Below are 25,114 nucleotides of genomic sequence, written 5' to 3'. Positions count from 1 at the left end.
GCGTCCGAAGCTCAGCCGATCTGGATTTTGGTGTCGGAAACGAACGTGTACGGCGGCACCGGCAGGTTCGCGGGCGCGGGCCCCTGGCGGATGCGGCCGGACGAATCGTACTGCGAACCATGGCAGGGGCAGAAGAACCCGTCGTAGCTGCCTTCATGAGCGATCGGGATGCAGCCGAGATGGGTGCAGATGCCGATCACGACCAGCCATTGCTCGTGGCCGGACTTGACCCGGGCCTCGTCGGTCTGCGGATCGGGCAGGCTCGCCACGTTGACGGCGCGCGCCTCGTCGATCTGCTTCTTGGTGCGGTGGCTGATGTAGATCGGCTTGCCGCGCCAGAACACCTTGATGTCCTGCCCTTCGGCGACCGGGCTGAGATCGACCTCGATCGGCGCACCGGCGGCGATGGTCGAGGCGTCAGGATTCATTTGCGAGATGAAGGGCCAGAGCGCGGCTGCGCCCCCTACTGCGGCAGCTGCCCCCGTTGCAACGAATAAGAAATCACGGCGTGTCGGATGGTCCGCCGAAGACGCTGTCGTCACGATTCCAACCCTTTCTTCTTACGCAGCCGGCGGAACCGCTCCAGGAGGCGCCCATGAGGTCCCCGGAAAGGCTGCCGGCGCCCGCGGCCCCCCGCGGCGGCAGAACTTCGCTTATTCGCCTCTAAACAGGCGAAACAGCAGTCCAGAATCGTTCTATTGGCACCCTTGCCGGGCGAGCGCAAGCCCGCTATCGGCGCGGGGGCGTGCCATGCACGAATTCCCGGCCATGCGATGTTTTATTGAGACATTTCCGACCCGCAACCAACCCGCCACCCCCGATGCAGATAGCGCTTTTCCAGCCCGACATCCCACAGAACACCGGCACGATTCTCAGGCTCTGCGCCTGCCTCGGACTGGACGCCCATATCATCGAACCGGCGGGGTTCCCGGTCTCCGACCGCGCGTTCCGCCGGGCGGGAATGGATTACCTCGGCCATGTCAGCATCGTCAGGCACGACTCCTGGCTGAAATTCGAGGACTGGCGCGCCGCGCATGGCCACCGCCTGCTGCTGTTCACCACCAAGGCCGCCACCGACTATCGCGATTTCCGTTACCAGACGTCGGACATCCTGCTATTCGGGCGCGAGAGCGCCGGCGTCACCGACGCGGTGGTCGAGGCCGCGGATGCGCGGCTGGTGATCCCGATCAAAGCCGGGCTGCGGTCGCTCAATGTGGCCATGACCGCGGCGATGGCCGCAGGCGAGGCGCTGCGGCAGATCCGGAACCCGCAAGTTTGAAGGTTTGAGGAGAGACGATTGAGTTACGCGGTCAAGGAAATCTTCCTGACCTTGCAAGGCGAAGGCGCCCATGCCGGGCGCGCCTCCGTGTTCTGCCGCTTTGCCGGCTGCAACCTCTGGAGCGGGCGCGAGGCGGATCGGCTCGAGGCCACCTGCAAGTTCTGCGACACGGATTTCGTCGGGACCGACGGCACCCTCGGCGGCCGCTACGCCTCGGCTGCCGAGCTCGCCGATACCATCGCCGCACAATGGCGCGCCTCCACAGCCAACCGCTATGTCGTGCTCACCGGCGGCGAGCCCCTGCTCCAGGTCGATGCCGCATTGATCGAGGCGCTCCACGCCCGTGGCTTCGAAATCGGGGTGGAGACCAACGGCACCATCGAAGCGCCCGATGGCCTCGACTGGATCTGCGTCAGCCCCAAGGGCGGCAGCGAGCTGGTGCTGCGCCAGGGCCACGAGCTGAAGCTGGTCTATCCGCAGGCCCTCGCCGCCCCTGAAGCCTTCGAGCACCTCGCCTTCGAGCGCTTCTCGCTGCAGCCGATGGACGGCCCCGAGGTCATCGAGAACACCGCGCGCGCGATCGACTACTGCCTGCACCACCCGCAATGGCGGCTCAGCGTGCAGACGCATAAGTCGCTCGGCATCAGATAGAACGCGACCGGGAATGCAGATGGACAGTTCGACGATCGAAGACCGCAAGACCCGCGCCCGCACCTGGTTCGAAGCCTTGCGCGACGACATCTGCGCGAGCTTCGAGCGGCTCGAGGACGACGCGCCGCCAAGCCTTTATCCGGGCGAGGCCGGCCGCTTCAAGCGCACGCCCTGGCAGCGCACCGACCATACCGGCGCGGCCGGAGGTGGCGGGGTGATGTCGATGATGCATGGCCGGCTGTTCGAGAAGGTCGGCGTGCACTGCTCGACGGTGCACGGCGAGTTCGCCCCCGAGTTTCGGGCTCAAATTCCCGGCGCCGCGGACGATCCGAAATTCTGGGCCTCGGGCATCTCGCTGATCGCGCATATGCGCAATCCGAACGTGCCCGCCGTGCACATGAACACGCGCTTCGTCGTCACCACCAAGGCCTGGTTCGGCGGCGGCGCCGATCTCACGCCGGTGCTCGACCGCAGGCGCACGCAGGACGACGCCGACACCATCGCCTTCCACGCCGCGATGAAAGAGGCGTGCAACCAGCACGGCAGCGTTGCCGACTACGACAAGTACAAGAAATGGTGCGACGAATATTTCTACCTGCCGCACCGCAAGGAGGCGCGCGGCATCGGCGGCATCTTCTACGACTGGCACGACAGCGGCGACTGGGACGCCGACCTCGCCTTCACCGGGGACGTCGGCCGCGCCTTCCTGAAGGTCTATCCCGAGATCGTCAGGCGCAATTTCGAAAGCGCCTGGACCGCCGCCGACCGCGAGGAGCAATTGATCCGGCGCGGCCGCTATGTCGAGTTCAACCTGCTCTATGATCGCGGCACCATCTTCGGGCTCAAGACCGGCGGCAATGTCGAGTCGATCCTGTCGTCGATGCCGCCCGAGGTGAAATGGCCGTGACGACGATGAAGCCCGCCTTGAAGCCGCTGCCCCGCGCCATGCTGATCGACATGGACGACACCATCCTGTCCGCCTATGGCCGGCCCGAGATCGCCTGGAACACGATCGCGAACGAGTTTGCCGAGGAGCTCGCGCCGCTGCCGCCGCCGCAGGTCGCGGCCGCGGTGCTCGCCTTCGCGCGAAACTTCTGGGCGAACGCGGAAGCCGCATGGCGGATGAAGCTCGGCGAGGCGCGGCGGCTCACGGTGCGCGGCGGCTTTGCCGCGCTCGCCGCAAGCGGCCATCGCGCCTTGCCCGACGATCTCGCCGATCGCATCGCCGACCGTTTCACCACCTACCGCGAGGAAGCGATCTTCGTCTTCCCCGGCGCCCATGATGCGATCGACGCGTTCAGGGCCAGCGGCGTCAAGCTCGCGCTCGTCACCAACGGCGCCGCCGAGATGCAGCGCGCCAAGGTCGAGCGGTTCGAGCTGACGCATCGGTTCGACCACATCCAGATCGAGGGCGAGCACGGCTTCGGCAAGCCCGAGGAGCGCGCCTATCTGCACGCTATGGAGGCGCTCGGCGTCACGCCTGAGGACACCTGGATGATCGGCGACAATCTGGAATGGGAAGTCGTGACGCCGCAGCGGCTCGGCATCTATTCGATCTGGATCGACGTGCATGGTGACGGCCTGCCCGAAGGCTCGACCGTCAAGCCCGACCGCATCATCCGTTCGCTGACCGAGCTGGTGCCGGGCCGCTCCTGAGCAGGGGCTCCAAACAAAAAATGCGAAAACAACCCCATGCACAGTAGACGGCCCTAGCAGAATCAAAGGGTTACGGATTCTCCAAAAAAGGCCTTCTGATCCGTCGGGCAAAACAGGGGTATGATGCCATCGTCGAAACTTGCGGCGGGGAGATTTTGGCGCGAGTTGCAGTCATCTGCCGGCCTCGAACGGCAGCAGCCGCCAAAATTTCTTCGCCTGCTGACGTAACGACCTGCCGAGCTTGCACGTAGATGACCCCGCGGGCGCGTTTCAGCGCCAACGGGAGGCACGGCATCGTGAGTGGAGAATTGAACATCCGAAAAGCCGAGGCGAGCGACTATGCCGCCGTTCGCGCTCTTGCGGACGCACTGGCGGCTCATATCGAAGAGCCGCCGCCGCCTCTGACGCTGGACCGCTATGTCGCCTTCTATGCGCGCGAGCATGCGCCCGTGCACCTTTTCGTCGCGCTGCTTGGAGATCGCGTCGTCGGCATGATCGCGTGGATCCTGACGCACGAGCTCTATAGCGCTCAGGCCGCGCTCTACATCAGCGACATTGCGGTACACGCCGATGCGCGCGGGAAGGGCATCGGCAGAGCGCTGATGATGAAGGCCAAGGAGTGGGGCTCCGATTACGGCGTCACGAGGCTCGGCTGGGATGTCTGGAAGCACAACGCGTCGGCCATGCGATTCTATGAGCGCCTCGGCGCCACCGTCGACACCGAGGCCGTGCCGCATCTTCTGCGGCTGACGAACGACTAGCTTCATCATGGCTGGTTGGCGACTGCGGGCGTCGCGGCCTGACGACATCGAAGCGATATACGAGGTGTGGCGTGCTGCCGTGCTGGCCACCCACGACTTCCTCAGCGAATCCGATTTCGCGGACATCTGCATTCAGGTCCGGCGAGACTATCTTCCGCATCGCGACTTCACCGTTGCGGTCGACGAGGACGATCGGGTGATCGGATTCATGAGGATGGAAGGAACGGAGATCGACGCGCTCTACATCGCGCCGGCGTTTCGCCGTCAGGGACTGGGACGGCGGTTCGTGGCCGAGGCGGCCTCTCGTGGCGAGAACCTCGAGGTCGAGGTGAATGCCCAAAACACCCAGGCCGTCACATTCTACGACGCGATGGGTTTTCGCGTCGTAGAATCGAAGCAAACCGATCGTGATGGGCGGCCTTATCCGCTGCTGCGACTACGGCGGAGTTTGCCTCGCGATCTCCCCTGATTTGCGTCGCCCTGCTCTCCACCTCTGCGTCGGCGGAATTCCCGCCTCGGCCGGCCGTGATCGGCCTGTCATCTCCGCTTGCTAGCTTGCCTTCCGGATCGATCACGCGAAAGGAACACGCGATGGACTTGAAAGCCGGCGATGTCGTGATGCTGAAATCCGGCGGCCAGCCGCTGACGGTTGCGGACGTGAAGCAGGACGAGGTGCTCTGCCTCTGGATGGGCATGGAAGGCGATCTGTTCCGCGAGACGCTGCCGCTGGCTGTGCTCGACCGCGTGGAAATCGAGGAAGAGGACGACGAGGACGAAGACGAGGACGAGGAGTAAGCACCGCCTAAGATCGCATTCCGGTCAGCCCGGCCTGCCCCGGTCCCAGTGCGTCCGATGTCCGCTTCTCTGCCCATCATGGCGCAACGGCGGACATCGCTGAATGTCGCAGAAGGGCCGATTCCGTTGAAAAAGGCGGGCAGTATTTCCTTGTAATGGCTCGGTCGCGATGTGGCCGAACTGCTCTACCGATCGCTATGCGAGCCTCGGGGTGGACATCGGGATCAGCTTGGCCATCTTTCTTAGGTTCTGGGCGGTGGCCGCCAGGATGAACTCGTCATGCGCACCGTTTGGACCTCGTAAGCGTAGACGGTCGAGTTTGAGGATGCGCTTGAGGTGCGCGAACAGCATCTCGATCTTCTTGCGGAGCCGACGCGAGGTGCGGCCCTCCCATGATCTTGCGATCTGGCGCGCCATGTCGCGAGCGCCCTCGTAGATCGAGCGTGGCACCCTCCGTGATGGCTGCTTGGGGCAGCATCGGGACTTCAATGCGCAGCGATCACAATCGTGCTTGCTGGCAAGGTAAAGCATGGTGGCGCCATCATTCACCAGCGTTCCGGTCGTGGTAAGAACTTTGCCGCCGGGGCAACGATAAACGTCCCCGGCGTGGTCATAGGTGAAGTCGTCGCGCGAGAAGATCCCGTCTGTGCGAGCCGACTTGTCGAAGACTGTAACGTGCGGCTCGATGCCATGCTCATAGACCAGCCAGGCGAGCATCTCGGCCGAGCCATAGCCGCTGTCGCCGAGGAGCCGGCTCGGATAGAGATCAAACCGCTCCAGCGAGCGCTCAATCATGCGCTTGGCAGCCAATACCTCCGCCTGCCGGATTGCCGTCGTCGCCTCAACATCGACGATGATCGCGTTCTCGATGTCGATCAGGTAGTTCGTCGAGTAGGCAAAGAAGGCTTGGCCGCCGTGCGCTCCCGTCCAGCGCGCCGCTGGGTCGGAGGGCGACACGAACTTCGGGGTCACTTCGGTGGCTGCTCCGAACGCGGCATCATCGAGGACAGCCAGATACTCGTCGATCGCTCGGCCGGCAGCCTCCGGTGGAAGTCCCTTGTCGCCTTCGATCCCCTTCTGCCGATTGGCATCGGCCTTGATCAGGCTCGCATCGACGGCGAATCCTTCACCACCGACCAGCCGCTCCTCGATACAGCGACGCAAAACGCTCTCGAACACGCACCGGAAGAGGTCGCTCTGTCGGAAGCGGCCATGCCTGTTCTTGGAGAACGTCGAGTGATCAGGTACTGCGCCATCTAGACCAAGCCGGCAGAACCATCGGTAGGCCAAGTTAAGGTGGACCTCATCGCACAGGCGCCGCTCCGATCGAATGCCGAAGCAGTAACCGATCAGCAGCATCCGGATCATCAGCTCGGGATCGATCGAAGGTCGACCGATACTACTGTAGAAAGGCGCCAGGTCCTGTCTGACCTCTTCAAGGTCGACAAATCTATCGATCGACCGGAGCAAGTGGTCGGCCGGGATATGCCTTTCCAGCGAGAACTCATAGAACAACGCGGCCTGCTCGACTTGCCGATGTCCCATCATGATCTTCAGTCCTGCCAATTAGACTGACTGAATCATTGATCCCTCTGCGTCGCAACCGCCGCCTTTTTCAACAGAATCGGCCAACAGCGGACGTTCGCGATCTGGAACGGGGCCGCCAACTAATTGCGTCACCTTACTCATTTGATAAGGAGTTTCCGTGCATCTTCCGCCGCTCGGTCCAAGCGCATGCGGCTCTTCCCTTGGCCTAGTTCGTCACGATATTGGCTAAGAGAGAAAACACTGAGTTCTTTGACGGTCAGCGCCCCAGCAGTGCGCGGAATCTCAAAAGTAACAACCGACCGGTCATCGATAAGCACGGTGTATATGTCTTCGTATTGTTCTGTAATGGTTTTTAGCACGTGAAAAACCGTGCCGCGTAGGCCATTGGCCGCCATGAGGCTTATCAAGTCCGCGTCTTGACTACTTTCATGTTGCTGCAAGATGCGAGACTTGTATTTGTCGTGGAGCCGTTGCGGTGACATCCGTCTAATCCTTCCCGTCCCTTCGAGGAAAATGACAGCGGAGACCGACGTCTGCAATGGGTCGATTCTGTTGAAAAAGGCGGCGGTTGCGACGCAGAGGGATCAATGATTCAGTCAGTCTAATTGGCAGGACTGAAGATCATGATGGGACATCGGCAAGTCGAGCAGGCCGCGTTGTTCTATGAGTTCTCGCTGGAAAGGCATATCCCGGCCGACCACTTGCTCCGGTCGATCGATAGATTTGTCGACCTTGAAGAGGTCAGACAGGACCTGGCGCCTTTCTACAGTAGTATCGGTCGACCTTCGATCGATCCCGAGCTGATGATCCGGATGCTGCTGATCGGTTACTGCTTCGGCATTCGATCGGAGCGGCGCCTGTGCGATGAGGTCCACCTTAACTTGGCCTACCGATGGTTCTGCCGGCTTGGTCTAGATGGCGCAGTACCTGATCACTCGACGTTCTCCAAGAACAGGCATGGCCGCTTCCGACAGAGCGACCTCTTCCGGTGCGTGTTCGAGAGCGTTTTGCGTCGCTGTATCGAGGAGCGGCTGGTCGGTGGTGAAGGATTCGCCGTCGATGCGAGCCTGATCAAGGCCGATGCCAATCGGCAGAAGGGGATCGAAGGCGACAAGGGACTTCCACCGGAGGCTGCCGGCCGAGCGATCGACGAGTATCTGGCTGTCCTCGATGATGCCGCGTTCGGAGCAGCCACCGAAGTGACCCCGAAGTTCGTGTCGCCCTCCGACCCAGCGGCGCGCTGGACGGGAGCGCACGGCGGCCAAGCCTTCTTTGCCTACTCGACGAACTACCTGATCGACATCGAGAACGCGATCATCGTCGATGTTGAGGCGACGACGGCAATCCGGCAGGCGGAGGTATTGGCTGCCAAGCGCATGATTGAGCGCTCGCTGGAGCGGTTTGATCTCTATCCGAGCCGGCTCCTCGGCGACAGCGGCTATGGCTCGGCCGAGATGCTCGCCTGGCTGGTCTATGAGCATGGCATCGAGCCGCACGTTACAGTCTTCGACAAGTCGGCTCGCACAGACGGGATCTTCTCGCGCGACGACTTCACCTATGACCACGCCGGGGACGTTTATCGTTGCCCCGGCGGCAAAGTTCTTACCACGACCGGAACGCTGGTGAATGATGGCGCCACCATGCTTTACCTTGCCAGCAAGCACGATTGTGATCGCTGCGCATTGAAGTCCCGATGCTGCCCCAAGCAGCCATCACGGAGGGTGCCACGCTCGATCTACGAGGGCGCTCGCGACATGGCGCGCCAGATCGCAAGATCATGGGAGGGCCGCACCTCGCGTCGGCTCCGCAAGAAGATCGAGATGCTGTTCGCGCACCTCAAGCGCATCCTCAAACTCGACCGTCTACGCTTACGAGGTCCAAACGGTGCGCATGACGAGTTCATCCTGGCGGCCACCGCCCAGAACCTAAGAAAGATGGCCAAGCTGATCCCGATGTCCACCCCGAGGCTCGCATAGCGATCGGTAGAGCAGTTCGGCCACATCGCGACCGAGCCATTACAAGGAAATACTGCCCGCCTTTTTCAACGGAATCGGTCAAAAGCTGCCGCGGACAATCGAGTTCAGCGACTTCCGATTGGCCCTCGGCAGCCGACGTTATGATAACGACCCGGATCGCGGAAAGCCGCGAATGCCCGATCGGGCCCAGGCAAGCTACGCCAAGAGCTGCCGCGCCGCCGCCGAGATCATCACCAGCCCGCCGGTGATCACCGCGACATCCAGGATCACCGTGTGGATATGCACGGGCATCCGCTCCACGAATGCCTTTGCCAGGAACGCGCCGGGGATCGCGATCGCGCCGATCAGGAGGGCTAAGGCCAGCACCTGCGCGGTGACGGCGCCGGCGAGGCCGAACACGGAAACCTTGATGAGGCCGGTGCCGAGCGAGATCATCGCGTCGGTCGCGATCACGGCGGCGCCCTCGAGGCCCGCGGCCATCAGGAGCGAGAGCAGGATCACGCCTGAGCCCGAGGTGCCGCCGACGAGAACGCCATAGCCGACCGAGCCGGCGGCAAGACCGCTGTCGGAGATCTTGACCTCGCGGCGGCGAAGCACCCGGCGCAGCGGCACGCTCAGGATCAGCATGGTGCCAATCACGAGAGCTGCGCCCGCATTGGTCAGCCGCGTGTAGCCATAGGCGCCGAGCGCCGTCGTCAGTGCGGCGCAGGCGAGCACGATAGCTGCGCGGCGGCGGTCGGCGTAGCGTAGATAGGCAATCGCGCGGCTGCAATTGGTGAAGATGGCGGAGATCGCGATGATCGGCACCACGGGCTCGGCGCCGACCAGCGGCACCAGCACCAGCGGCATCAGGGCGCCGGTGCCATAGCCGGCGAGACCACCGATGACCGAAGCAAACAACGCCATCAACGCGACCAGCAAGAGCTGAAAGATCGAGATGTCGGCGAAGGCTGAGACGATGGTCACGTTCTCTCGTCGCGGCTGATGCGGGCCGCAGCTTGATCGGCGATGGAAGCGAGCGCGGCATCATCTAGTGGAAAATCCGCCGCAAGCCAAGCGTCCTCGGCGAGCGTCAACACATGCCCGAGCGCGGGTCCTTCGGACAATCCGCGCGCGAGGAAATCGGCGGCTTTCAGCGGAAATTTCGGCGCAGTCCAGCGCTGCGGCAGCTCGGCGAGCGCGCGCCAGCGCATCGAGGTGACATCGCCGCCGTTCCTCGCCCAGCCGAGCAACACGCGATCGTGATAGCGCTCAGGCCCGAGCCGGTAGAGCAGCCGCCGGGCATTGGCATCGTCCTTGGTGGCGAGGCGCCACCAGCGGTGGCCCATCGAATCCAGCGCCTTGGTCTCGGCATTGGACAGCCGCAAGCGCGTGGCGACGCGCTTGGCATCCTCGGTCACGGCGACGGTCAGCGCGGCGAGGCGCCGCGTGCTGCTCGCGGCGAGGCAGAGCTCGCGCTCGATCGCGATCATCGTCGCCAGCGGCCCGGTGTAGACGACGCCGCCGACCAGCGCCTGCAGCAAGCCGCCCTCGGCCATGGCCAGCGCGGCGGCCGCGGCGCCCGATGCCACCAAGAGCTTCAGCATTTCCATACGCACCCGCTCGGCCGAGAGGCTGGCGAGGCCGTCGCGCCCGCGGATGCAGGCGAGCGTGCCGTCGCGGTCGGGCTCGCCCGCGCCGAACGCGGCGTGGATGCGGAAGAAGCGCAGGATGCGCAAATAGTCCTCGGCGATGCGCTGGTCGGGATCGCCGATGAAGCGCACGCGGCGCGCTCTGGCATCCGCGATGCCGCCGACATGGTCGTAGACGACGCCCCTCGCATCGACCGACAGGCCGTTCATGGTGAAGTCGCGCCGCTCGGCGTCCTTCACCCAGTCGCGGCCGAACGCGACCTTGGCCTTGCGGCCGAAGGTCTCGGTGTCCTCGCGCAGCGTCGTGACTTCGTAGGGGTGGCTGTCGATGACCAGCGTGACGGTGCCGTGATCGATGCCGGTCGGCACGCTCTTGATGCCGGCGGCCTTGGCGCGCCGCATCACCTCCTCCGGCCGCGCCGTGGTGGCGATGTCGATGTCGCCGGGCAAAAGGCCGAGCAGCGCATTGCGCACGGCGCCGCCGACCACCCGCGCCTCCTCGCCGTCGGCATTGAGCAATCGCAGGACACGCGCGGTCCCGCCCGAGATCAGCCAGGGCGCATCGGCGAGTATCGGCGCAACCAGGGGCTCCTGGCTCATCGTGCCGCCCCTATCTTTCCACGCCAGGCACCAGCCTGCCGTTCTCGATATGGGCGGGAATATAGGTCGAATCCGGGGCGGCGCCGGAGAAATGCGCGAAGCCGATCAACCCCGCGATGACGAGCACGAGCGCTGCCAGGACGAGGCGCGCCACGACGGTGACCGGCCAGGACGAGCGCGCGAACAGGCCGGAGCGCGTTGCGGCCAGGAACAGCGCATAGACGGCAAAGGGAATGAGGAAGATTCCGATCTCGGTCAGAACCGGCCGGATCATGACGAATAGATCCGCTCATACAGCACACGCAGCATTCCGGCCGTCGCTCCCCAGATGTAGCGTTCCGCGAACGGCATGGCGTAGTAGAACCGCTCCATGCCGCGGAATTCCTTGCTGTGCACCTGATGGTTCACGGGGTTCATCAGGAAGGATAGCGGCACCTCGAAGGCGTCATCAACCTCCGAATGGTTGATGCTGAGCGAAAAGCCGGGCCGCACCCTGGCGACCGTCGGTAGGATGCGGAAGCCGAACGCGGTGCCATAGAGATCGAGATAGCCGAGCGGCTCGACGAAATCCCTGGACAGCCCGACCTCCTCCTCGGCCTCGCGGAGCGCCGCGTCCAGCGGCGAGGAATCGGTCGCGTCGATCTTGCCGCCGGGAAAGGCGATCTGGCCGGCATGGTCGTTGAGATGGGCCGAGCGCTGCGTCAACAGGATGGTCGGCTCCGGATGATCGACCACGGCGATCAGGACCGCCGCGGGCCGCACCGGCTGCTCGCGCGCGACGATCTCCAGCATCTTGTCGGTGCCGGGATCGCCCGAGGCGGGAATGATGTTGGGATCGTAGAGGCCGGCCGGCACGTCGAAGCCCAGCTTCGCCTTCGAGCGGGCGAAGAAATCCGCCGCGCCAATCGCGACTGGATCTTTCTTCAGGATTGGCTTGTTCAAAGCGCGGCCCTCACCTGCTCCGCATCGGCCATGGCGAAGAATTCGCCGGATGATTCGACGCCGAACATCGGCTGGCCATCGACCATCCGCTCCTCGCCCATGTCAACCAGATCGTAATAGAGCGCCCGCGTGACCTTGGCCCAGAGATCGGCGCGGACATGCAAATAGGGCGTCAGCCCGCCGTCCGCCGCCTGCTCGAAGCGCAGCCGGTGCGCGGCATCGCAGGTGACCCAGTCGTCGACATTGGTGCGGAAGCTCAGCACCCGCTGGCGGCCCTCGCCATGCGTCAGCATCTCGACCGCCATGAACGGCGCATCGTCGACGCGGATGCCGACCTTCTCCACCGGCGTGACCAGGAAATGCTTGTCGCCCTCGCGCTTGAGGATGGTCGAGAACAGCCGCACCAAAGCGGGACGTCCGATTGGCGTGCCCAAGTAGAACCAAGTACCATCGGAGGCGATTCGGATGTCGAGATCGCCGCAAAACGGCGGATTCCACAGATGCACCGGCGGCAGGCCCTTTTTGGCGCCTTCGGTATTGGCAGCGTTTTTGGCAGCGGCCGTTAGCCCTTCGAGACCGTGATTGGCGCTCTGCCCTTGGTTCGCCATGGTTTGCCCTGACTTTGTCCTTGGCACGTTTGGTGCAGGTCTACGTTGTACTCGGGTGCACGGTTCCACCCCGGATGAGCCCGGTGTGGGAGGTCGCCACTTCGTGATGCCGTACATAACCCGAAGCCGATAAGGTGGGGATAGGTTAATTCAACGAATACATGGCCTTCCTGCAAGTCTAGCATGGGGCCCATGATCTAACGTGATGATCTGACGTGATGCGATGACATGACGGCCTAGGCAAGCCGCATGGCGGGCTGAAGGAGCGAACGGATGGCGGAGAGTGTCGAGAAACTCGAGGACGGGATCGTCCGTTCGGCCGAGCAGGTGTCGGGCCAGATTCGCGCCGCGAAGGAAGCGATCGCGTCCGTCATCTTCGGGCAGGATCGCGTGATCGAAAACACGCTGGTCACCATCCTCTCCGGCGGCCATGCGCTGCTGATCGGCGTGCCCGGCCTTGCCAAGACCAAGCTGGTCGAGACGCTCGGCGTGACGCTCGGCCTCGATGCCAAGCGCATCCAGTTCACGCCGGACCTGATGCCGTCCGACATTCTCGGCGCCGAAGTGCTGGACGAGAGCACCGCGGGCAAGCGCGCCTTCCGCTTCATTTCGGGTCCGGTGTTCGCGCAGCTGCTGATGGCGGACGAGATCAACCGCGCCTCACCGCGCACGCAGTCTGCGCTGCTGCAGGCCATGCAGGAGCAGCACATCACCGTCGCCGGCGCGCGCCACGATCTGCCGAAGCCGTTCCACGTGCTCGCGACGCAGAACCCGCTGGAGCAGGAAGGCACCTATCCGCTGCCCGAAGCGCAGCTCGACCGCTTCCTGATGGAGATCGACGTCGACTATCCCGATCGCGACGCCGAACGCCGCATCCTGTTCGAGACCACCGGCGCCGAGGAAACGCTGGCGAAGGGATCGATGACCGCGGACGCGCTGATCACCGCGCAGCGGCTGATCCGGCGCCTGCCGGTCGGCGATTCCGTCGTGGAGGCGATCCTGTCGCTGGTGCGTTCGGCCCGTCCGGGCGCGGAGAGCGGCGAAGCCGGCAAGTTCATCGCCTGGGGCCCCGGCCCGCGCGCCAGCCAATCCTTGATGCTGGCCGTGCGCGCGCGTGCGCTGATCGACGGGCGCCTCGCGCCCTCGGTCGACGACGTGCTCGACCTCGCCGAGCCCGTGCTGAAGCACCGCATGGCCCTGACGTTCCAGGCGCGCGCCGAGGGCCGCACGATTCCGGACGTGATCAAGCAGCTCAAGACACGGATCGGTTGATGGCAGCGGAGAACGGGCACACGGCGAAGGAGATCATCGCGATCCGACGTGCCGATGGCGAAAGCCGCACGCTCGCCGCGTCCTTGCCACGCCTGGTGCTCGAAGCCCGCCGTATCGCCGCCAACGTCATCCACGGCCTGCACGGCCGGCGCCGCGCTGGCTCCGGCGAGAATTTCTGGCAGTATCGCCGCTTCGTCTCCGGCGAGCCGGCGCAGAACGTCGATTGGCGGCGCTCGGCGCGGGACGACCATCTCTATGTCCGCGAGCTCGAATGGGAAGCCTCGCACACTGTGTGGATCTGGCCCGACCGCTCGCCCTCAATGGCGTTCGCCTCGAAGACCGCGCGCGAGTCCAAGCTCGAGCGGACGCTGATCGTCGCCTTCGCGCTGGCCGAGCTCCTGGTCTCCGGCGGCGAACGCGTCGGCATTCCCGGGCTGATGGCGCCGACCGCGAGCCGCAGCGTGATCGACAAGATGGCGCAGGCGATGCTGCATGACGATGCCGATCGTCTCAGCCTGCCGCCGTCCTTCGTGCCTGCCGCGCTCGCCGAGACGATCGTGCTGTCGGATTTCTGGTCGCCGATCTCCGAGATCAGGACGACGCTCGCCGGACTCTCCGGCTCGGGCGCGCACGGCACGCTGGTGCAAATCGTCGATCCCGCCGAAGAATCGTTCCCCTATTCCGGCCGCGTCGAGTTCGTCGAGCCCGAAGGCTTCGGCGTGATCACCGCCGGCCGCGCCGAGAGCTGGGCGCAGGACTACACCACGCGGCTCGCGCTGCACCGCGACCAGATCCGCGCCGAGACGGGCAAGCTCGACTGGCTGTTCACCACGCACGCCACCGACCGCTCCGCTGCTGAACTCTTGCTGTTCCTGCATGCCGGCATGCAGGTGAGCAAGTCGGGCGCCCGCGCCACGACCATCAAGGCGGGGCCTGCCGCATGACGGGACTGCCGCTCGCCTTCACCGAACCGCTGCTGCTGATCGGCCTCGTCAGCCTCCCGGTGCTGTGGTGGCTGCTGCGTGTGATGCCGCCCCGGCCGCGCCGCATCGAGTTTCCGCCGACGCGCCTGTTGTTCGACATCGCCCCGCGGGAAGAGACGCCGTCGCGGACGCCATGGTGGCTGACCGCGCTGCGTCTGCTTGCGGCTGCGCTGGTGATCTTCGCGGCCGCAGGCCCGATCTGGAATCCGCAGACCGGCCTCGCCGGCAGCAAGGCGCCGCTGATGATCATGTTCGACGACGGCTGGAGCGCCGCATCGCACTGGGACGTCAGGGTCAGGGCCGCCGACGAGCTGATCGCCAATGCCGACAACGACCGCCGCGCCATCGCGCTGGTGCCGCTGTCCGAGCCGAACCGCGACATCACCCTGATGCCGGCGGGTGCCGCGCGCGTCGCGCTGCGCCAGCTCGCGCCAAAGGCCTATTCCATCGACCGCGTCGACACGCTCGCGGCGATCGACCGCTTCCTGAAGGCGACCGGCGATTGCGAGATCGCCTGGCTGTCGGACGGCGTCGACACCGGCCGCGGCGAGGAGTTCGTGACCGGGCTCGGCAAGACCGTCGGCGAGCGCAGCCTGACCATCTTCGAAGGCGGCACCTCCTCGCCGCTGGCGCTGGTCGCGGCCGAGAACGCCGCCGCACGGATGACGGTGAAAGTGCTGCGCACCGACAGCGGCATCGTGATCGGCACCGTGCGCGCGCTGGACCAGAAGGCCTCGCCGATCGGCGAGGCGCGCTTCTCGTTCGGCCCGCAGGACAAGGAGACCGACGCGGCGTTCGACCTGCCGGTCGAGCTGCGCAACGACATCACACGGCTCGAGATCTCGGGCGAGCGCTCCGCCGGCGCGGTGCAGCTGCTCGACAAGCGCTGGCGCCGCCGCGCCATCGGCATCGTCTCGGGCGCGACCAGCGAGACCGCGCAGCCGCTGCTGGCGCCGACCTTCTATCTCACCCGCGCGCTGGCGCCGTTCGCCGATGTCAGGCTCGCGGACAAGGGCTCGCCGCAGCAGGGCATCACGCAGTTTCTGGACCAGAAGCTGCCGATGATCATCCTCGCCGATGTCGGCACCATCGCCCCTGAGCTGCGCGAGCGGCTCAACGCCTGGATCGACCAGGGCGGCGTCCTGGTGCGGTTCGCAGGTCCCCGCCTCGCGCAGGCCGAGGACGATCTGGTGCCGGTCAAGCTGCGCAAGGGCGGCCGCACGCTCGGCGGCAGCCTGACCTGGGAGAAGCCGCAGCATCTTGCGACCTTCGCCGCCGACGGCCCGTTTGCCGGCGTGATGGTCCCCAGGGACGTCACCGTGAGCCGCCAGGTGCTGGCCGAGCCCGACGCGGTGCTCGCCACCAAGAGCTGGGCCTCGCTGGAAGACGGCACGCCGCTCGTCACCGGCGAGCATCGCGGCAAGGGGCTGGTCAGCCTGTTCCACGTCAGCGCCGACATGCGCTGGTCGGACCTGCCGATGTCGGGCACCTTCGTCGAAATGCTGCGCCGGGTGGTCGACATGTCCGGCTACACGTCCAAGCCCGGCGCAGGCGTCGCCAGCGAAGCGACCACCGAGACGGTGGCGCCGCTGCACATCCTCGACGGCTTCGGCGCCTTCGGCCCGCCGCCGGCGACCGCAAAACCCCTGCCCGCGGACTATCGCGACCGCGCCACGTCAGATCATCCGCCGGGCTTCTATGGCCCGGCCGAAGGACCGCTCGCCGTGAACACGCTTGCCAGCGCCGACCGCATCGCGGCCCTCAACACCGCGAGCCTGCGCGCCCGGCACGCCACCTACACCAACGCCGAGCCGCAGGACCTGCGCGGCTGGCTGCTGTCGACCGCGCTCGCGCTGTTCCTGATCGACGCCATCATCGTCGCGGTGCTCGGCGGCGGGATCGCCGCGCTGCTGCGCCGCCGCGCCGCGCCCGCCATGATCGTGCTTGGCTTTGTCCTTGGCCTGCTGTTCGCATCGCTCGTCCCGGCGCCATCTCGCGCCGACGATGCCACCGACGATTTCGCGATGCGAGCGACGGCGCAGACCCGCCTCGCCTATGTCGTGACAGGCAATGCCGACGTCGATTCCATCGTCAAAGCGGGGCTGAACGGGCTGACGCTGTTCCTGGCGCAGCGCACCGCGCTCGAGGCCGGCGACCCCGTCGGGGTCGATCCCGCGCGCGACGAGCTCGCCTTCTTCCCGCTGATCTACTGGCCGATCGTGCCGGGCGCGCCCAAGCCGCCGCAGGACGCCATCAACAAGATCGACGCCTACATGAAGCAGGGCGGCACCGTGCTGTTCGACACCCGCGACGCGATCGAAGCCCCGCCCGGCGCGAACGGCGCCGCGCAGACGCCGGCCATGCAGACGCTGCGCCAGATCCTGTCCTCGCTCGACGTGCCCGAGCTCGAGCCGGTGCCGCGCGAGCACGTGCTGACCAAGACCTTCTATCTGCTGCGCGACTTCCCCGGCCGCTTCGTCACCGGCCAGACCTGGGTCGAGACCCTGCCGCGCGACGAGGACGAGGACAGCGCGCAGCGGCCGGCGCGCGGCGGCGACGGCGTCTCGCCGATCATCATCACCTCGAACGATCTCGCCGGCGCCTGGGCCGTGCGGCCCGACGGCCAGGCCATGCTGCCGGTGACCGGCGGCGACACCCGCCAGCGCGAATTCGCCTACCGCGCCGGCGCCAACATCGTGATGTACACGCTGACCGGCAATTACAAGGCTGACCAGGTGCATGCACCGGCGCTGATCGAACGGCTGGGGCAATAGGATCGTCATGAACTACGGCATCGCCTTCACGCCGCTGGTCCCCACGATCGTGCTGTGGCTCGCGCTCGCCGCGATCGTCGTTATCGCGCTCGTGCTGCTGGTTGCGCGCGCGCGCGGCGCCGCCGTGCGCGTGGCCGCGCTGGCGCTGTTCCTGCTCGCGCTCGCCAATCCCTCCTTCACCCGCGAGGACCGCGAACCTCTCACCTCGGTCGCCGCTGTCGTCGTCGACAAGAGCCCGAGCCAGAATTTCGGCAGCCGCAATCGTGAAGCCGCGCAGGCGCAGGAAGCGCTGGTCGACGGCCTGAAGAAGATCAAAGGGCTGGAAGTGCGCGTCGTCGAGGCCGGACAGGCTGACGGCGAGACCGACGGCACAAAACTGTTCGGCGCCCTCGCCTCGGCCCTGTCCGACGTGCCGGTCGACCGCGTCGCCGGCGCGTTCCTGATCACCGACGGCCGCGTCCACGACATTCCGGCGAACGCCGCCGCGCTCGGCTTCCAGGCGCCGGTACACGCGCTGATCACCGGCCAGAAGGACGAGCGCGACCGCCGCATCGCGATCACGGCCGCGCCGCGCTTCGGCATCGTCGGGCAGACCCAGACCATCAGCTACCGCCTCGACGACCAGGGCGTCACCGGCGAACGCGCCAGGGTCACGATCCGCAGGGACGGCGAGGTCATCAACGAGCGCACGCTGTCGAGCGGCCAGGCCGCGAGCGTCGACGTCGACATCAAGCATGCCGGCCCGAACATCGTCGAGATCGAGGCCTCCCCGCTCGAGCGCGAATTGACGCCGGTGAACAACCGGGCCGTCGTCGCCATTGACGGCGTGCGCGACAAGCTGCGGGTGCTGCTGGTCTCTGGCGAGCCGCATTCCGGCGAGCGCACCTGGCGCAACCTCTTGAAGTCCGACGCCAGCGTCGACCTCGTGCACTTCACCATTCTGCGTCCGCCGGAGAAACAGGACGGCACGCCGATCAACGAATTGTCGCTGATCGCGTTTCCGACCCGCGAATTGTTCCAGCAGAAGATCAACGAATTCCAGCTGATCATCTTCGATCGCTACGCGCGCCAGGGCGTGCTGCCGATCGCCTATTTCGATAACATCGCGCGCTATGTCCGCGGTGGCGGCGCGGTGCTGGTCTCGGCCGGACCCGATTACGCCTCCAACACCAGCATCTGGCGCACGCCGCTGGATACGGTGCTGCCGGCTGAACCGGTCGGGGTGACGGAAAAGCCGTTCTATGCGCATCTGTCCGACATCGGCAAACGCCACCCCGTGACGCGCGCTCTCGAGGGCTCGGCCTCCGAGCCGCCGCGTTGGAGCCGTTTCTTCAGGACGGTCGACACCCGCAATTCCGTCAACCCGCCTGTCATGACGGGCGCCGACGGCAAGCCGCTGCTGTTCCTGTCGCGCTTCGGCGACGGCCGCGTCGCGCTGCTGCTCTCCGACCACATCTGGCTGTGGGCGCGCGGCTATGAGGGCGGCGGCCCGCATCTCGACCTGCTCAGGCGGATGTCGCACTGGCTGATGAAGCAACCCGATCTGGACGAGGAGGCGCTGCGCCTGCAGGTGCAGGGCAAGGACCTCGTCGTGGTACGCCAAACCATGGCGGACAGCGTCCAGCCGGTGAGCGTGACCTCGCCGTCGGGCGTGTCGAACGATTTGACGCTGAGCCCGGGCGATCCCGGCGAATGGCGCGCCAGCCTTCCCGCGAGCGAGCTCGGCCTGTGGCAGGCCACCGACGGCACGCTGAAGGCACTGATCAATGTCGGCCCGACCAATCCGAAGGAGTTTTCGGAAGTCACATCGACGGTCGATACCCTGAAGCCTCTGGCCCAGGCGACCGGCGGCAACGCGGTGCGCGTGGCAAGCAGCGCCAGCGTCGAGCTGCCGCGCATCCTCCCGGTGCGTTCGGCCAGCGTCTTTGCCGGTGACGGCTGGATGGGCGTGCGGATGCGCGATGCCAGCGTCGTCAAGGGCGTCGGCGTGCTGCCGATCTTTGCCGGCCTGATCGGACTTCTGCTGCTGCTCGGCGCGTTCGCGGCGACGTGGGTGCGCGAGGGGCGCTGAGCGCTCCGTTGCTCGAACGCCACATCGGCCCGCCACCCCTCGCTGCTTGGTTCGAGAACCGTTGACATCTACTCATGGGTCGAGTGATGTTACATTATAACATCGCGACGCCCTCGGATCTGGCGCCTTGCGATGTGGGGGTAGCTTGTTCCGATGAAGTGGTTCCGGTCGAATATCAGGCACGGCGCCCGGCTCGCGTTGTTCGCGATGCTGGTGCAGTTCGCGCTGACGTTCGGGCACAGCCATTGGTTCGCGCAGGCTGCACCGCTTGCCCAGGCCACACTGCAGCAGACCGACGGCGGCAAAGACAGTGCCAAAGACCAGGCTTCGGCCGACCGCTCCGCGATTCACAAGCCATCGCCCTCGACCCCCGATGGCGACCATCCGGCTGACGACAATTGCGCGATCTGCGCCGTCGTCGCGATGGCGAGCACGATCCTGTTCGCGACGCCGCCTCTCTTGCAGCTGCCGCAGGCGATCGACCTGCTCTACCGCACCACTGACGCCGAATTTCTCCATCTGAAATCGGCCGGCACGGCGTTCCAGCCGCGCGCTCCTCCCGCGTCCTGATCTCCAACGATTGATCATGCCTGGGCTCGCCGCCGATCGGCGCATGCCCGGGATCCGTTGAAGTCGAATTCCGTCGCGCCGCGACGGCAGGCCGCCTCCGATCAGCAGACCATCATGCGGACGGCGCCTGACTGGAATCAGGACATGTCATTTCAATCGCGACGCGCGCAGCGTCTTGGCGGAGCAAGCCTGCTCCTGCTCGGTGCCGCCGCCACACCGGCTTTCGCCCAAACGCCTGCGCAAGACAAATCGTCGACCGAAATCCCCGCTGTCACCGTGACGGCCCCGAGCCCGATCGTGCGCAGAGCGGTGGTGCCGTCCCGCAATCCCGGCCGCGGTACGAGAACGGCACGTGTGCGCAACCGCGAGCAGGCGGCGGAAGCAACGCCGGCAACGGCCGCGCCCGCCATACCCCAGCAGGGCGTGCTGCCTGTTGTGACCAACCAGTTCGCGACGGTCACGGTGGTGCCGAACGAGGAGATCCGCCGCGAGGGCGGCGGCCAGCTCGGCGATCTCCTGTTCTCCAAGCCCGGCATCACCGGATCGAGCTTCGCGCCTGGCGCCTCCAGCCGGCCGATCATCCGCGGGCTCGATGTCAACCGCGTCGGCATCGTCGAAAACGGCACCAATTCGAGCGGCGCATCCGATCTCGGCGAAGATCATTTCGTCCCGATCGATCCGCTCGCCACCAACCAGATCGAAGTGGTGCGCGGGCCTGCTGCGCTGCGCTACGGCTCGACCTCGATCGGCGGCGTCGTCAGCGCCACCAACAACCGGATTCCAGATGCGGTGCCATCCTGCGCGCCGTCATTCCAGGCTTACGGCCTGCCGACCAAGGCCCCGCTCGCAAGCGCCTCGACCTCGCCTTGCGTCACCGCCGAGACGCGCACCGCGTTCTCTTCGGTCGACCGCGGCGTCGAAAGCGGCGTGCTGCTCGACACCGGCGGCGGCAATTTCGCGTTCCACGCCGATGCCTATGGCCGCACGACCTCGGACTATTCCATTCCGGGCTATCCTTATCTGAATGATCAGTCGCGCCCCGTGAATGGCCGCCAGCCGAACTCGGCGACGCGTTCGGACGGTGCCTCGATCGGCGGCTCCTACTTCTTCCAGGGCGGCTATATCGGCGCGTCGATCACGCAGAACGACTCGCTCTACCACATCCCCGGCATCGACGGCGCCGACCACCACACGCGGATCGACGGCCACCAGACCAAGATCAACGTCAAGGGCGAGTACCATCCCGATGCGACCGCGATCGACACGGTGCGCTTCTGGGCCGGCGCGACCGACTACCGTCACAACGAGATCGGCCTTGCCGATCCCGCCGATCTCAACAGCGACGGCATCCGCCAGACCTTCACCAACAAGGAGCAGGAGATCCGCACCGAGGTGCAGCTGATCCCGTTCAACGCGCGCTTCGCCGAGGTGACGACCGCGCTCGGCTTCCAGGTCGGGCATCAGGAATTGAGCGCGCCGAGCCCGGACAATCCCGGCACGTTGTTCAACGGCCTGTGGGACCCCAACAACAGCACACGCGTTGCCGGTTACGCCTTCAACGAGTTCAAGTTCACGGCTGCGACGCGGGCGCAGGTCGCCGGCCGCATCGAGCATGTCGAGCTGCACGGCACGACGCCGGACTTCCCGGCGGATTACCTCCCCGACGGCGCGCCGCAGGCGGCGATCGCGCGCAATCCATCGTTCACGCCGAAGAGCGGCAGCATCGGGCTGTTGCAGGACCTGCCCGGCGGTATGGTCGGCAGCATCACCGCGCAATATGTCGAGCGCGCGCCGAAGGCGGCCGAATTGTTCTCGCGCGGTGGGCACGACGCGACCGCGACGTTCGACATCGGCAATCCCAATCTCACCATCGAGACGGCGAAATCGGTCGAGCTCGGCGTGCGCAGGGCAACGGGGCCGTTCCGCTTCGAGGCGACCGTCTACTACACGCATTTCGACAATTTCATCTATCGCCGCCTCACCGGCGTGTCCTGCGACGACGACTTCGCATCCTGCGGCACCCCGGGCGCCGAGCTGAACCAGGCGGTCTACTCGCAGCGCAACGCGAACTTCCGCGGCGGCGAATTCCAGTCGCAGCTCGACGTCGGCGCCTTCCAGGGCGGCATCTGGGGCATCGAGAACCAGCTCGATTTCGTCCGCGCCACGTTCAGCGACGGCACCAACGTGCCGCGCATTCCCCCGATGCGCATGGGCGGCGGCGTGTTCTGGCGCGACGACAACTGGCTGATGCGCGTGAACCTCCTGCACGCCTTCGCGCAGAACAACGTCGCGGCGATCGCGGAGACGCCGACGGCAGGCTACAATCTGCTGAAGGCCGAAATCAGCTACAAGACCAAGCTCGACCGCAACTGGTTCGGCGCACGCGAGATGATGGCCGGCATCGTCGGCAACAATCTCCTCAACGAGAACATCCGCAACTCTGTGTCCTACAACAAGGACGAGGTCTTGATGCCCGGCATCGGAGTGCGGGCATTCGCGAACTTCAAGTTCTGAGGCGGAATGCGGTCGGGGCCTTTAGGGCCCCGACATATGCCTGTTCAGCGGTGGGCTATAGCCCAGATGGAGCGCAGTGAAATCGGGGCTGCGGACTCACGCCGAGCGCGCGAGCCGCTTCTCGAAACGCCATTGATCGACGGGAAATGGCCCGATCGAGGTCTCCGACATCATGACGAAGGTGCCGACGTTGTCCCAGCCGCTCTTTTCGTAGAATCGCGCGGCACGCATGTTGCCGACCGCGCATGCGAGCCACGCCAATTCGACACCCCGCGCCGCGAGGCGTTTCTCGGCGTCCGCGATCAGTGCGGCAGCCACCCCCGTCCCGTGGGCAGCCTGCGACACGAAGAGCTGATACAATTCGTCAGACTTGATCGCGCAGAAGCCCGAGGGCGTGCCGACCGGGCCCATGACAATGATGGTGTCGAGCATGGCTGCGAGGCGATCACGAAAGTTCGGCAACGTGCGGAGGCGGACGAGCTCGGGCGGTGCGAGCGAGGCGTGCGAGCCGTGCCAGGCGTCGTGCCACACCTGCGCGAGGTGATCGATCTCGGCGGGGTCGGCGGGACGCACCTGCATGGTCGTGACTCCAAGAGATCGCCGTAGCCCGGAGCTATATCCCTATCCTGCCCGCGCCTTGCTCCAGTCCGGGCCGACCGGGCCCGACACGCCCTCGAAGGCGCCATCGACGAGCTCGAACACCAGGATGCGGGCGGCATCGACCGGGCCCGGCATGGTGACGCGGCCCTTGGGGACCTGCTTGAAGCCGACGCGGCTGTAATAGGGCTCGTCGCCGACCAGCAGCACGATGGAATGGCCCTTGGCCTTCGCGTCCTTCAGCGCGCGCTCCATCAACTGCCGGCCGATACCGCGATCGCGGAATGGCGGCTCGACGGTAAGCGGCCCGAGCAGCAAGGCCGGTGTCTCGCCGACCAGCACCGGCAGTTGCCTGACCGAGCCGACCAGCAGCGTGCCGATGCGGGCGGTGAACGACAATTCGAGCAGGTGATCGACGTGCTCGCGGATGCGATAGGCGCTGAGCACGAAGCGGCCGGGGCCGAACGTACGTTCGTGCAACCGTTCGATCGCCTGGGCATCGCCGGCAGCTTCGGGAAGGATGGTCAGTGAGAGATCGGTCATGTCGGCATGCGTCTTCGAGCGAAGAAGTCCCAATTCGCGTTCGGAAAACGCGTCAATGTCACAAGCGGGATAACATCTCGGCGGGCCGCGGTCCATCGGCCTCGTGGGCGATGGACCCCCGGACCGGGCCGCGGGTGAGGACGACCGCGAACAGCAGCGTCCAAAGCGACTGCATCAGGATCGGAATGACATAGTACGGCGTGAAGACCGGATGCGTGGCAAAGAAAGCCAGGTTCAGCACGAGATTGCCGGCGACGAGCAGCGCGAGCTTCCTGACGCCGGGATGGCCGGCGAAGCGCCACAACAGCACGGTCGACGCGCAGGCGATCACGATCAGCGGAAACTGCGTGTCGCGGAGATAGGCCAGCAGCACTTCGGGATCGAGGCGCGGCGGCGCGGTATCCTGACCGCCGTAGGCCGAGACCAGGGGATGGCCCGAATTGACGAGGTTCGCCGCGAACACCGGCAACAGCCCGACCAGGAACGCGAGGCCCAATGCGAGCCCTGCCGCGAAGGTCTCGCGGCTGCGCCAGATCAGGAAGGACAATCCGAAGAACAGGAAATAGCCCGCGGACAGAACGACGTTGGCAATCCTGAAGCTCGCGGACAGGCCGAGCAGAATGCCGATGGCTGCGATCATCAGCAGCCGGCGCCGGTCCTCTTCGACGAACAGCCTCGCCGTGAGCAGGCCCGTCAATGCACAGACGACCATGGTCGGCGCCATCGAATAGCTCGCCTTGGTCGGATTGATCATGAAATAGATCGAGAGCGCGCCGAACAATGCGGCAAGCGTCAACGCGCCCCTCTCGCGCGCCCGCCACACGCCGTAAAGCGCAAGCGCTGCGATGATCGAATTCGCCAGCACATAGAGCGGAACGACCTGGAACCCTTCCGGGAACAGCGCCAGCACGAACCCGGTGCCTGGCGGCGGCGTCATCACGCTCTTGCTGCCGTCAGTCGTCAGCGTGTGGCACGGCGCCCGGGTCCGATCGCTCCAGTCGGGATAACCGATACTGCGCAATTTGCTCGCGAGATAACCGTCGGTTTCGCGGGCGAGGCTGGTGTCGAGCCCCTGCCATCCGAAGCGCTGGAACAGATGCGCCTGCCTGAGATAGCAGATGTCGTCATAGACGCCGCGGCTCTCGCTCCAATGCGAGATCAAGCGAATATTGCTGGCCAGCATTGCCAGAAACAAAATCGAGACAAGGACTTTTGCAGCTCTCATGGAGGTCTGCCGGGCGGCCCGGCGCAGCTGGGGAAAAGGCAGGCCGCCTGTACAGGAAAAGCATCGGCAAGTATAGCAAGGTGGGGGATTTTGGAGGTGAGGCTGACGTGGCCGAGTT

At 65.6% G+C, this 25,114-nt stretch carries 25 protein-coding genes; 14 read left to right on the top strand and 11 right to left on the bottom strand.

From position 1 onward, the window contains the following. Nucleotides 1-11: 11 nt before the first annotated feature. Entirely contained in the window at nt 12-542 is a 531-nt protein-coding gene (petA, locus tag XH83_RS08675; protein ID WP_194406595.1) for a ubiquinol-cytochrome c reductase iron-sulfur subunit, read from the bottom strand. A gap of 278 nt (nt 543-820) precedes the next feature. Here petA and XH83_RS08670 point away from each other — a divergent pair, with 278 nt between their 5' ends. From XH83_RS08670 to XH83_RS08640, 7 genes are all read left to right on the top strand, one after another. Next, on the top strand, nt 821-1,279 hold the full coding sequence (locus XH83_RS08670) for a tRNA (cytidine(34)-2'-O)-methyltransferase (protein ID WP_194406594.1): 459 nt from the start codon (nt 821-823) through the stop codon (nt 1,277-1,279). 18 nt (nt 1,280-1,297) lie between these two features. Next, complete coding sequence (gene queE, locus XH83_RS08665) at nt 1,298-1,930, top strand: 7-carboxy-7-deazaguanine synthase (RefSeq protein ID WP_194406593.1); 633 nt, start codon at nt 1,298-1,300, stop codon at nt 1,928-1,930. Nucleotides 1,931-1,949: 19 nt separating this feature from the next. Beyond that, nucleotides 1,950-2,837, top strand: coding sequence for an oxygen-dependent coproporphyrinogen oxidase (hemF, locus tag XH83_RS08660; protein ID WP_194406592.1), 888 nt, complete (start codon nt 1,950-1,952; stop codon nt 2,835-2,837). Continuing rightward, nucleotides 2,828-3,586 (top strand): HAD family hydrolase, encoded by a 759-nt coding sequence (locus tag XH83_RS08655; RefSeq protein ID WP_194406591.1) that lies wholly within the window; start codon nt 2,828-2,830, stop codon nt 3,584-3,586. The genes hemF and XH83_RS08655 overlap by 10 nt, the downstream gene beginning before the upstream one ends. A gap of 296 nt (nt 3,587-3,882) precedes the next feature. Then, a complete protein-coding gene (locus XH83_RS08650) occupies nt 3,883-4,347 on the top strand; it encodes a GNAT family N-acetyltransferase (protein WP_194406590.1) in 465 nt (154 codons plus the stop codon). 7 nt (nt 4,348-4,354) lie between these two features. Next, nucleotides 4,355-4,816 (top strand): acetyltransferase, encoded by a 462-nt coding sequence (locus tag XH83_RS08645; protein WP_194406589.1) that lies wholly within the window; start codon nt 4,355-4,357, stop codon nt 4,814-4,816. A 122-nt stretch (nt 4,817-4,938) separates the two neighbouring features. Beyond that, nucleotides 4,939-5,142: a YodC family protein gene (locus XH83_RS08640; protein ID WP_194406588.1), complete on the top strand. Its 204-nt coding sequence runs from the start codon at nt 4,939-4,941 to the stop codon at nt 5,140-5,142. Between the two features lie 195 nt (nt 5,143-5,337). Here XH83_RS08640 and XH83_RS08635 read toward each other — a convergent pair whose 3' ends face one another. After that, complete coding sequence (locus XH83_RS08635) at nt 5,338-6,690, bottom strand: transposase (RefSeq protein WP_194403708.1); 1,353 nt, start codon at nt 6,688-6,690, stop codon at nt 5,338-5,340. 137 nt (nt 6,691-6,827) lie between these two features. Continuing rightward, on the bottom strand, nt 6,828-7,172 hold the full coding sequence (locus XH83_RS08630) for a hypothetical protein (RefSeq protein WP_194406587.1): 345 nt from the start codon (nt 7,170-7,172) through the stop codon (nt 6,828-6,830). A gap of 141 nt (nt 7,173-7,313) precedes the next feature. On the opposite strand from XH83_RS08630, the gene XH83_RS08625 reads away from it, so the two are divergent. Further along, nucleotides 7,314-8,666 carry a transposase gene (locus XH83_RS08625; protein ID WP_194403708.1) on the top strand — a complete coding sequence of 451 codons (1,353 nt, stop codon included), beginning with the start codon at nt 7,314-7,316 and terminating at the stop codon, nt 8,664-8,666. 195 nt (nt 8,667-8,861) lie between these two features. Here the strand turns inward: XH83_RS08625 and XH83_RS08620 are convergent, their stop codons facing one another. The 5 genes from XH83_RS08620 to XH83_RS08600 are packed head-to-tail and all read right to left on the bottom strand — an operon-like array spanning nt 8,862 to nt 12,447. Next, nucleotides 8,862-9,632, bottom strand: a complete 771-nt coding sequence (locus XH83_RS08620) for a sulfite exporter TauE/SafE family protein (RefSeq protein WP_194406586.1) — start codon at nt 9,630-9,632, stop codon at nt 8,862-8,864. Then, nucleotides 9,629-10,897 (bottom strand): CCA tRNA nucleotidyltransferase, encoded by a 1,269-nt coding sequence (locus tag XH83_RS08615; RefSeq protein WP_194406585.1) that lies wholly within the window; start codon nt 10,895-10,897, stop codon nt 9,629-9,631. Before XH83_RS08615 ends, XH83_RS08620 begins: the two co-directional genes overlap by 4 nt. A 10-nt stretch (nt 10,898-10,907) precedes the next feature. Continuing rightward, entirely contained in the window at nt 10,908-11,171 is a 264-nt protein-coding gene (locus XH83_RS08610) for a DUF6111 family protein (protein WP_194406584.1), read from the bottom strand. Then, a complete protein-coding gene (locus tag XH83_RS08605) occupies nt 11,168-11,839 on the bottom strand; it encodes a CoA pyrophosphatase (protein ID WP_194406583.1) in 672 nt (223 codons plus the stop codon). The genes XH83_RS08610 and XH83_RS08605 overlap by 4 nt, the downstream gene beginning before the upstream one ends. Then, nucleotides 11,836-12,447 (bottom strand): DUF1285 domain-containing protein, encoded by a 612-nt coding sequence (locus XH83_RS08600; protein ID WP_194406582.1) that lies wholly within the window; start codon nt 12,445-12,447, stop codon nt 11,836-11,838. The genes XH83_RS08605 and XH83_RS08600 overlap by 4 nt, the downstream gene beginning before the upstream one ends. Before the next feature lie 273 nt (nt 12,448-12,720). Here XH83_RS08600 and XH83_RS08595 point away from each other — a divergent pair, with 273 nt between their 5' ends. The 6 genes from XH83_RS08595 (at nt 12,721) to XH83_RS08570 (ending at nt 22,631) form a co-directional block, all read left to right on the top strand. Continuing rightward, complete coding sequence (locus XH83_RS08595) at nt 12,721-13,719, top strand: MoxR family ATPase (RefSeq protein ID WP_194406581.1); 999 nt, start codon at nt 12,721-12,723, stop codon at nt 13,717-13,719. Next, nucleotides 13,719-14,663 (top strand): DUF58 domain-containing protein, encoded by a 945-nt coding sequence (locus XH83_RS08590; RefSeq protein ID WP_194406580.1) that lies wholly within the window; start codon nt 13,719-13,721, stop codon nt 14,661-14,663. The genes XH83_RS08595 and XH83_RS08590 overlap by 1 nt, the downstream gene beginning before the upstream one ends. Continuing rightward, nucleotides 14,660-17,476 (top strand): DUF4159 domain-containing protein, encoded by a 2,817-nt coding sequence (locus tag XH83_RS08585; RefSeq protein WP_194406579.1) that lies wholly within the window; start codon nt 14,660-14,662, stop codon nt 17,474-17,476. Before XH83_RS08590 ends, XH83_RS08585 begins: the two co-directional genes overlap by 4 nt. A 7-nt stretch (nt 17,477-17,483) precedes the next feature. Beyond that, nucleotides 17,484-19,547 carry a hypothetical protein gene (locus XH83_RS08580; RefSeq protein WP_194406578.1) on the top strand — a complete coding sequence of 688 codons (2,064 nt, stop codon included), beginning with the start codon at nt 17,484-17,486 and terminating at the stop codon, nt 19,545-19,547. Nucleotides 19,548-19,700: 153 nt separating this feature from the next. Further along, nucleotides 19,701-20,117: a DUF2946 domain-containing protein gene (locus tag XH83_RS08575; RefSeq protein ID WP_194406577.1), complete on the top strand. Its 417-nt coding sequence runs from the start codon at nt 19,701-19,703 to the stop codon at nt 20,115-20,117. A 144-nt stretch (nt 20,118-20,261) separates the two neighbouring features. Next, on the top strand, nt 20,262-22,631 hold the full coding sequence (locus XH83_RS08570) for a TonB-dependent receptor (RefSeq protein WP_194406576.1): 2,370 nt from the start codon (nt 20,262-20,264) through the stop codon (nt 22,629-22,631). Between the two features lie 96 nt (nt 22,632-22,727). On the opposite strand, the gene XH83_RS08565 is transcribed toward XH83_RS08570, so the two are convergent. The 3 genes from XH83_RS08565 to XH83_RS08555 are packed head-to-tail and all read right to left on the bottom strand — an operon-like array spanning nt 22,728 to nt 24,996. Next, on the bottom strand, nt 22,728-23,210 hold the full coding sequence (locus tag XH83_RS08565; RefSeq protein WP_194406575.1) for a GNAT family N-acetyltransferase: 483 nt from the start codon (nt 23,208-23,210) through the stop codon (nt 22,728-22,730). Nucleotides 23,211-23,252: 42 nt separating this feature from the next. Further along, the gene (locus XH83_RS08560) at nt 23,253-23,771 is read right to left on the bottom strand and encodes a GNAT family N-acetyltransferase (RefSeq protein WP_194406574.1); all 519 of its coding nucleotides are present in this window, start codon (nt 23,769-23,771) and stop codon (nt 23,253-23,255) included. Nucleotides 23,772-23,829: 58 nt separating this feature from the next. After that, the gene (locus XH83_RS08555; RefSeq protein ID WP_246776443.1) at nt 23,830-24,996 is read right to left on the bottom strand and encodes a hypothetical protein; all 1,167 of its coding nucleotides are present in this window, start codon (nt 24,994-24,996) and stop codon (nt 23,830-23,832) included. Nucleotides 24,997-25,114 lie beyond the last annotated feature (118 nt).

The sequence above is a fragment of the Bradyrhizobium sp. CCBAU 53351 genome (assembly GCF_015291745.1).
In the GTDB taxonomy this organism is placed as follows: domain Bacteria; phylum Pseudomonadota; class Alphaproteobacteria; order Rhizobiales; family Xanthobacteraceae; genus Bradyrhizobium.
This window is presented reverse-complemented; position numbering and strand designations above follow the sequence as displayed.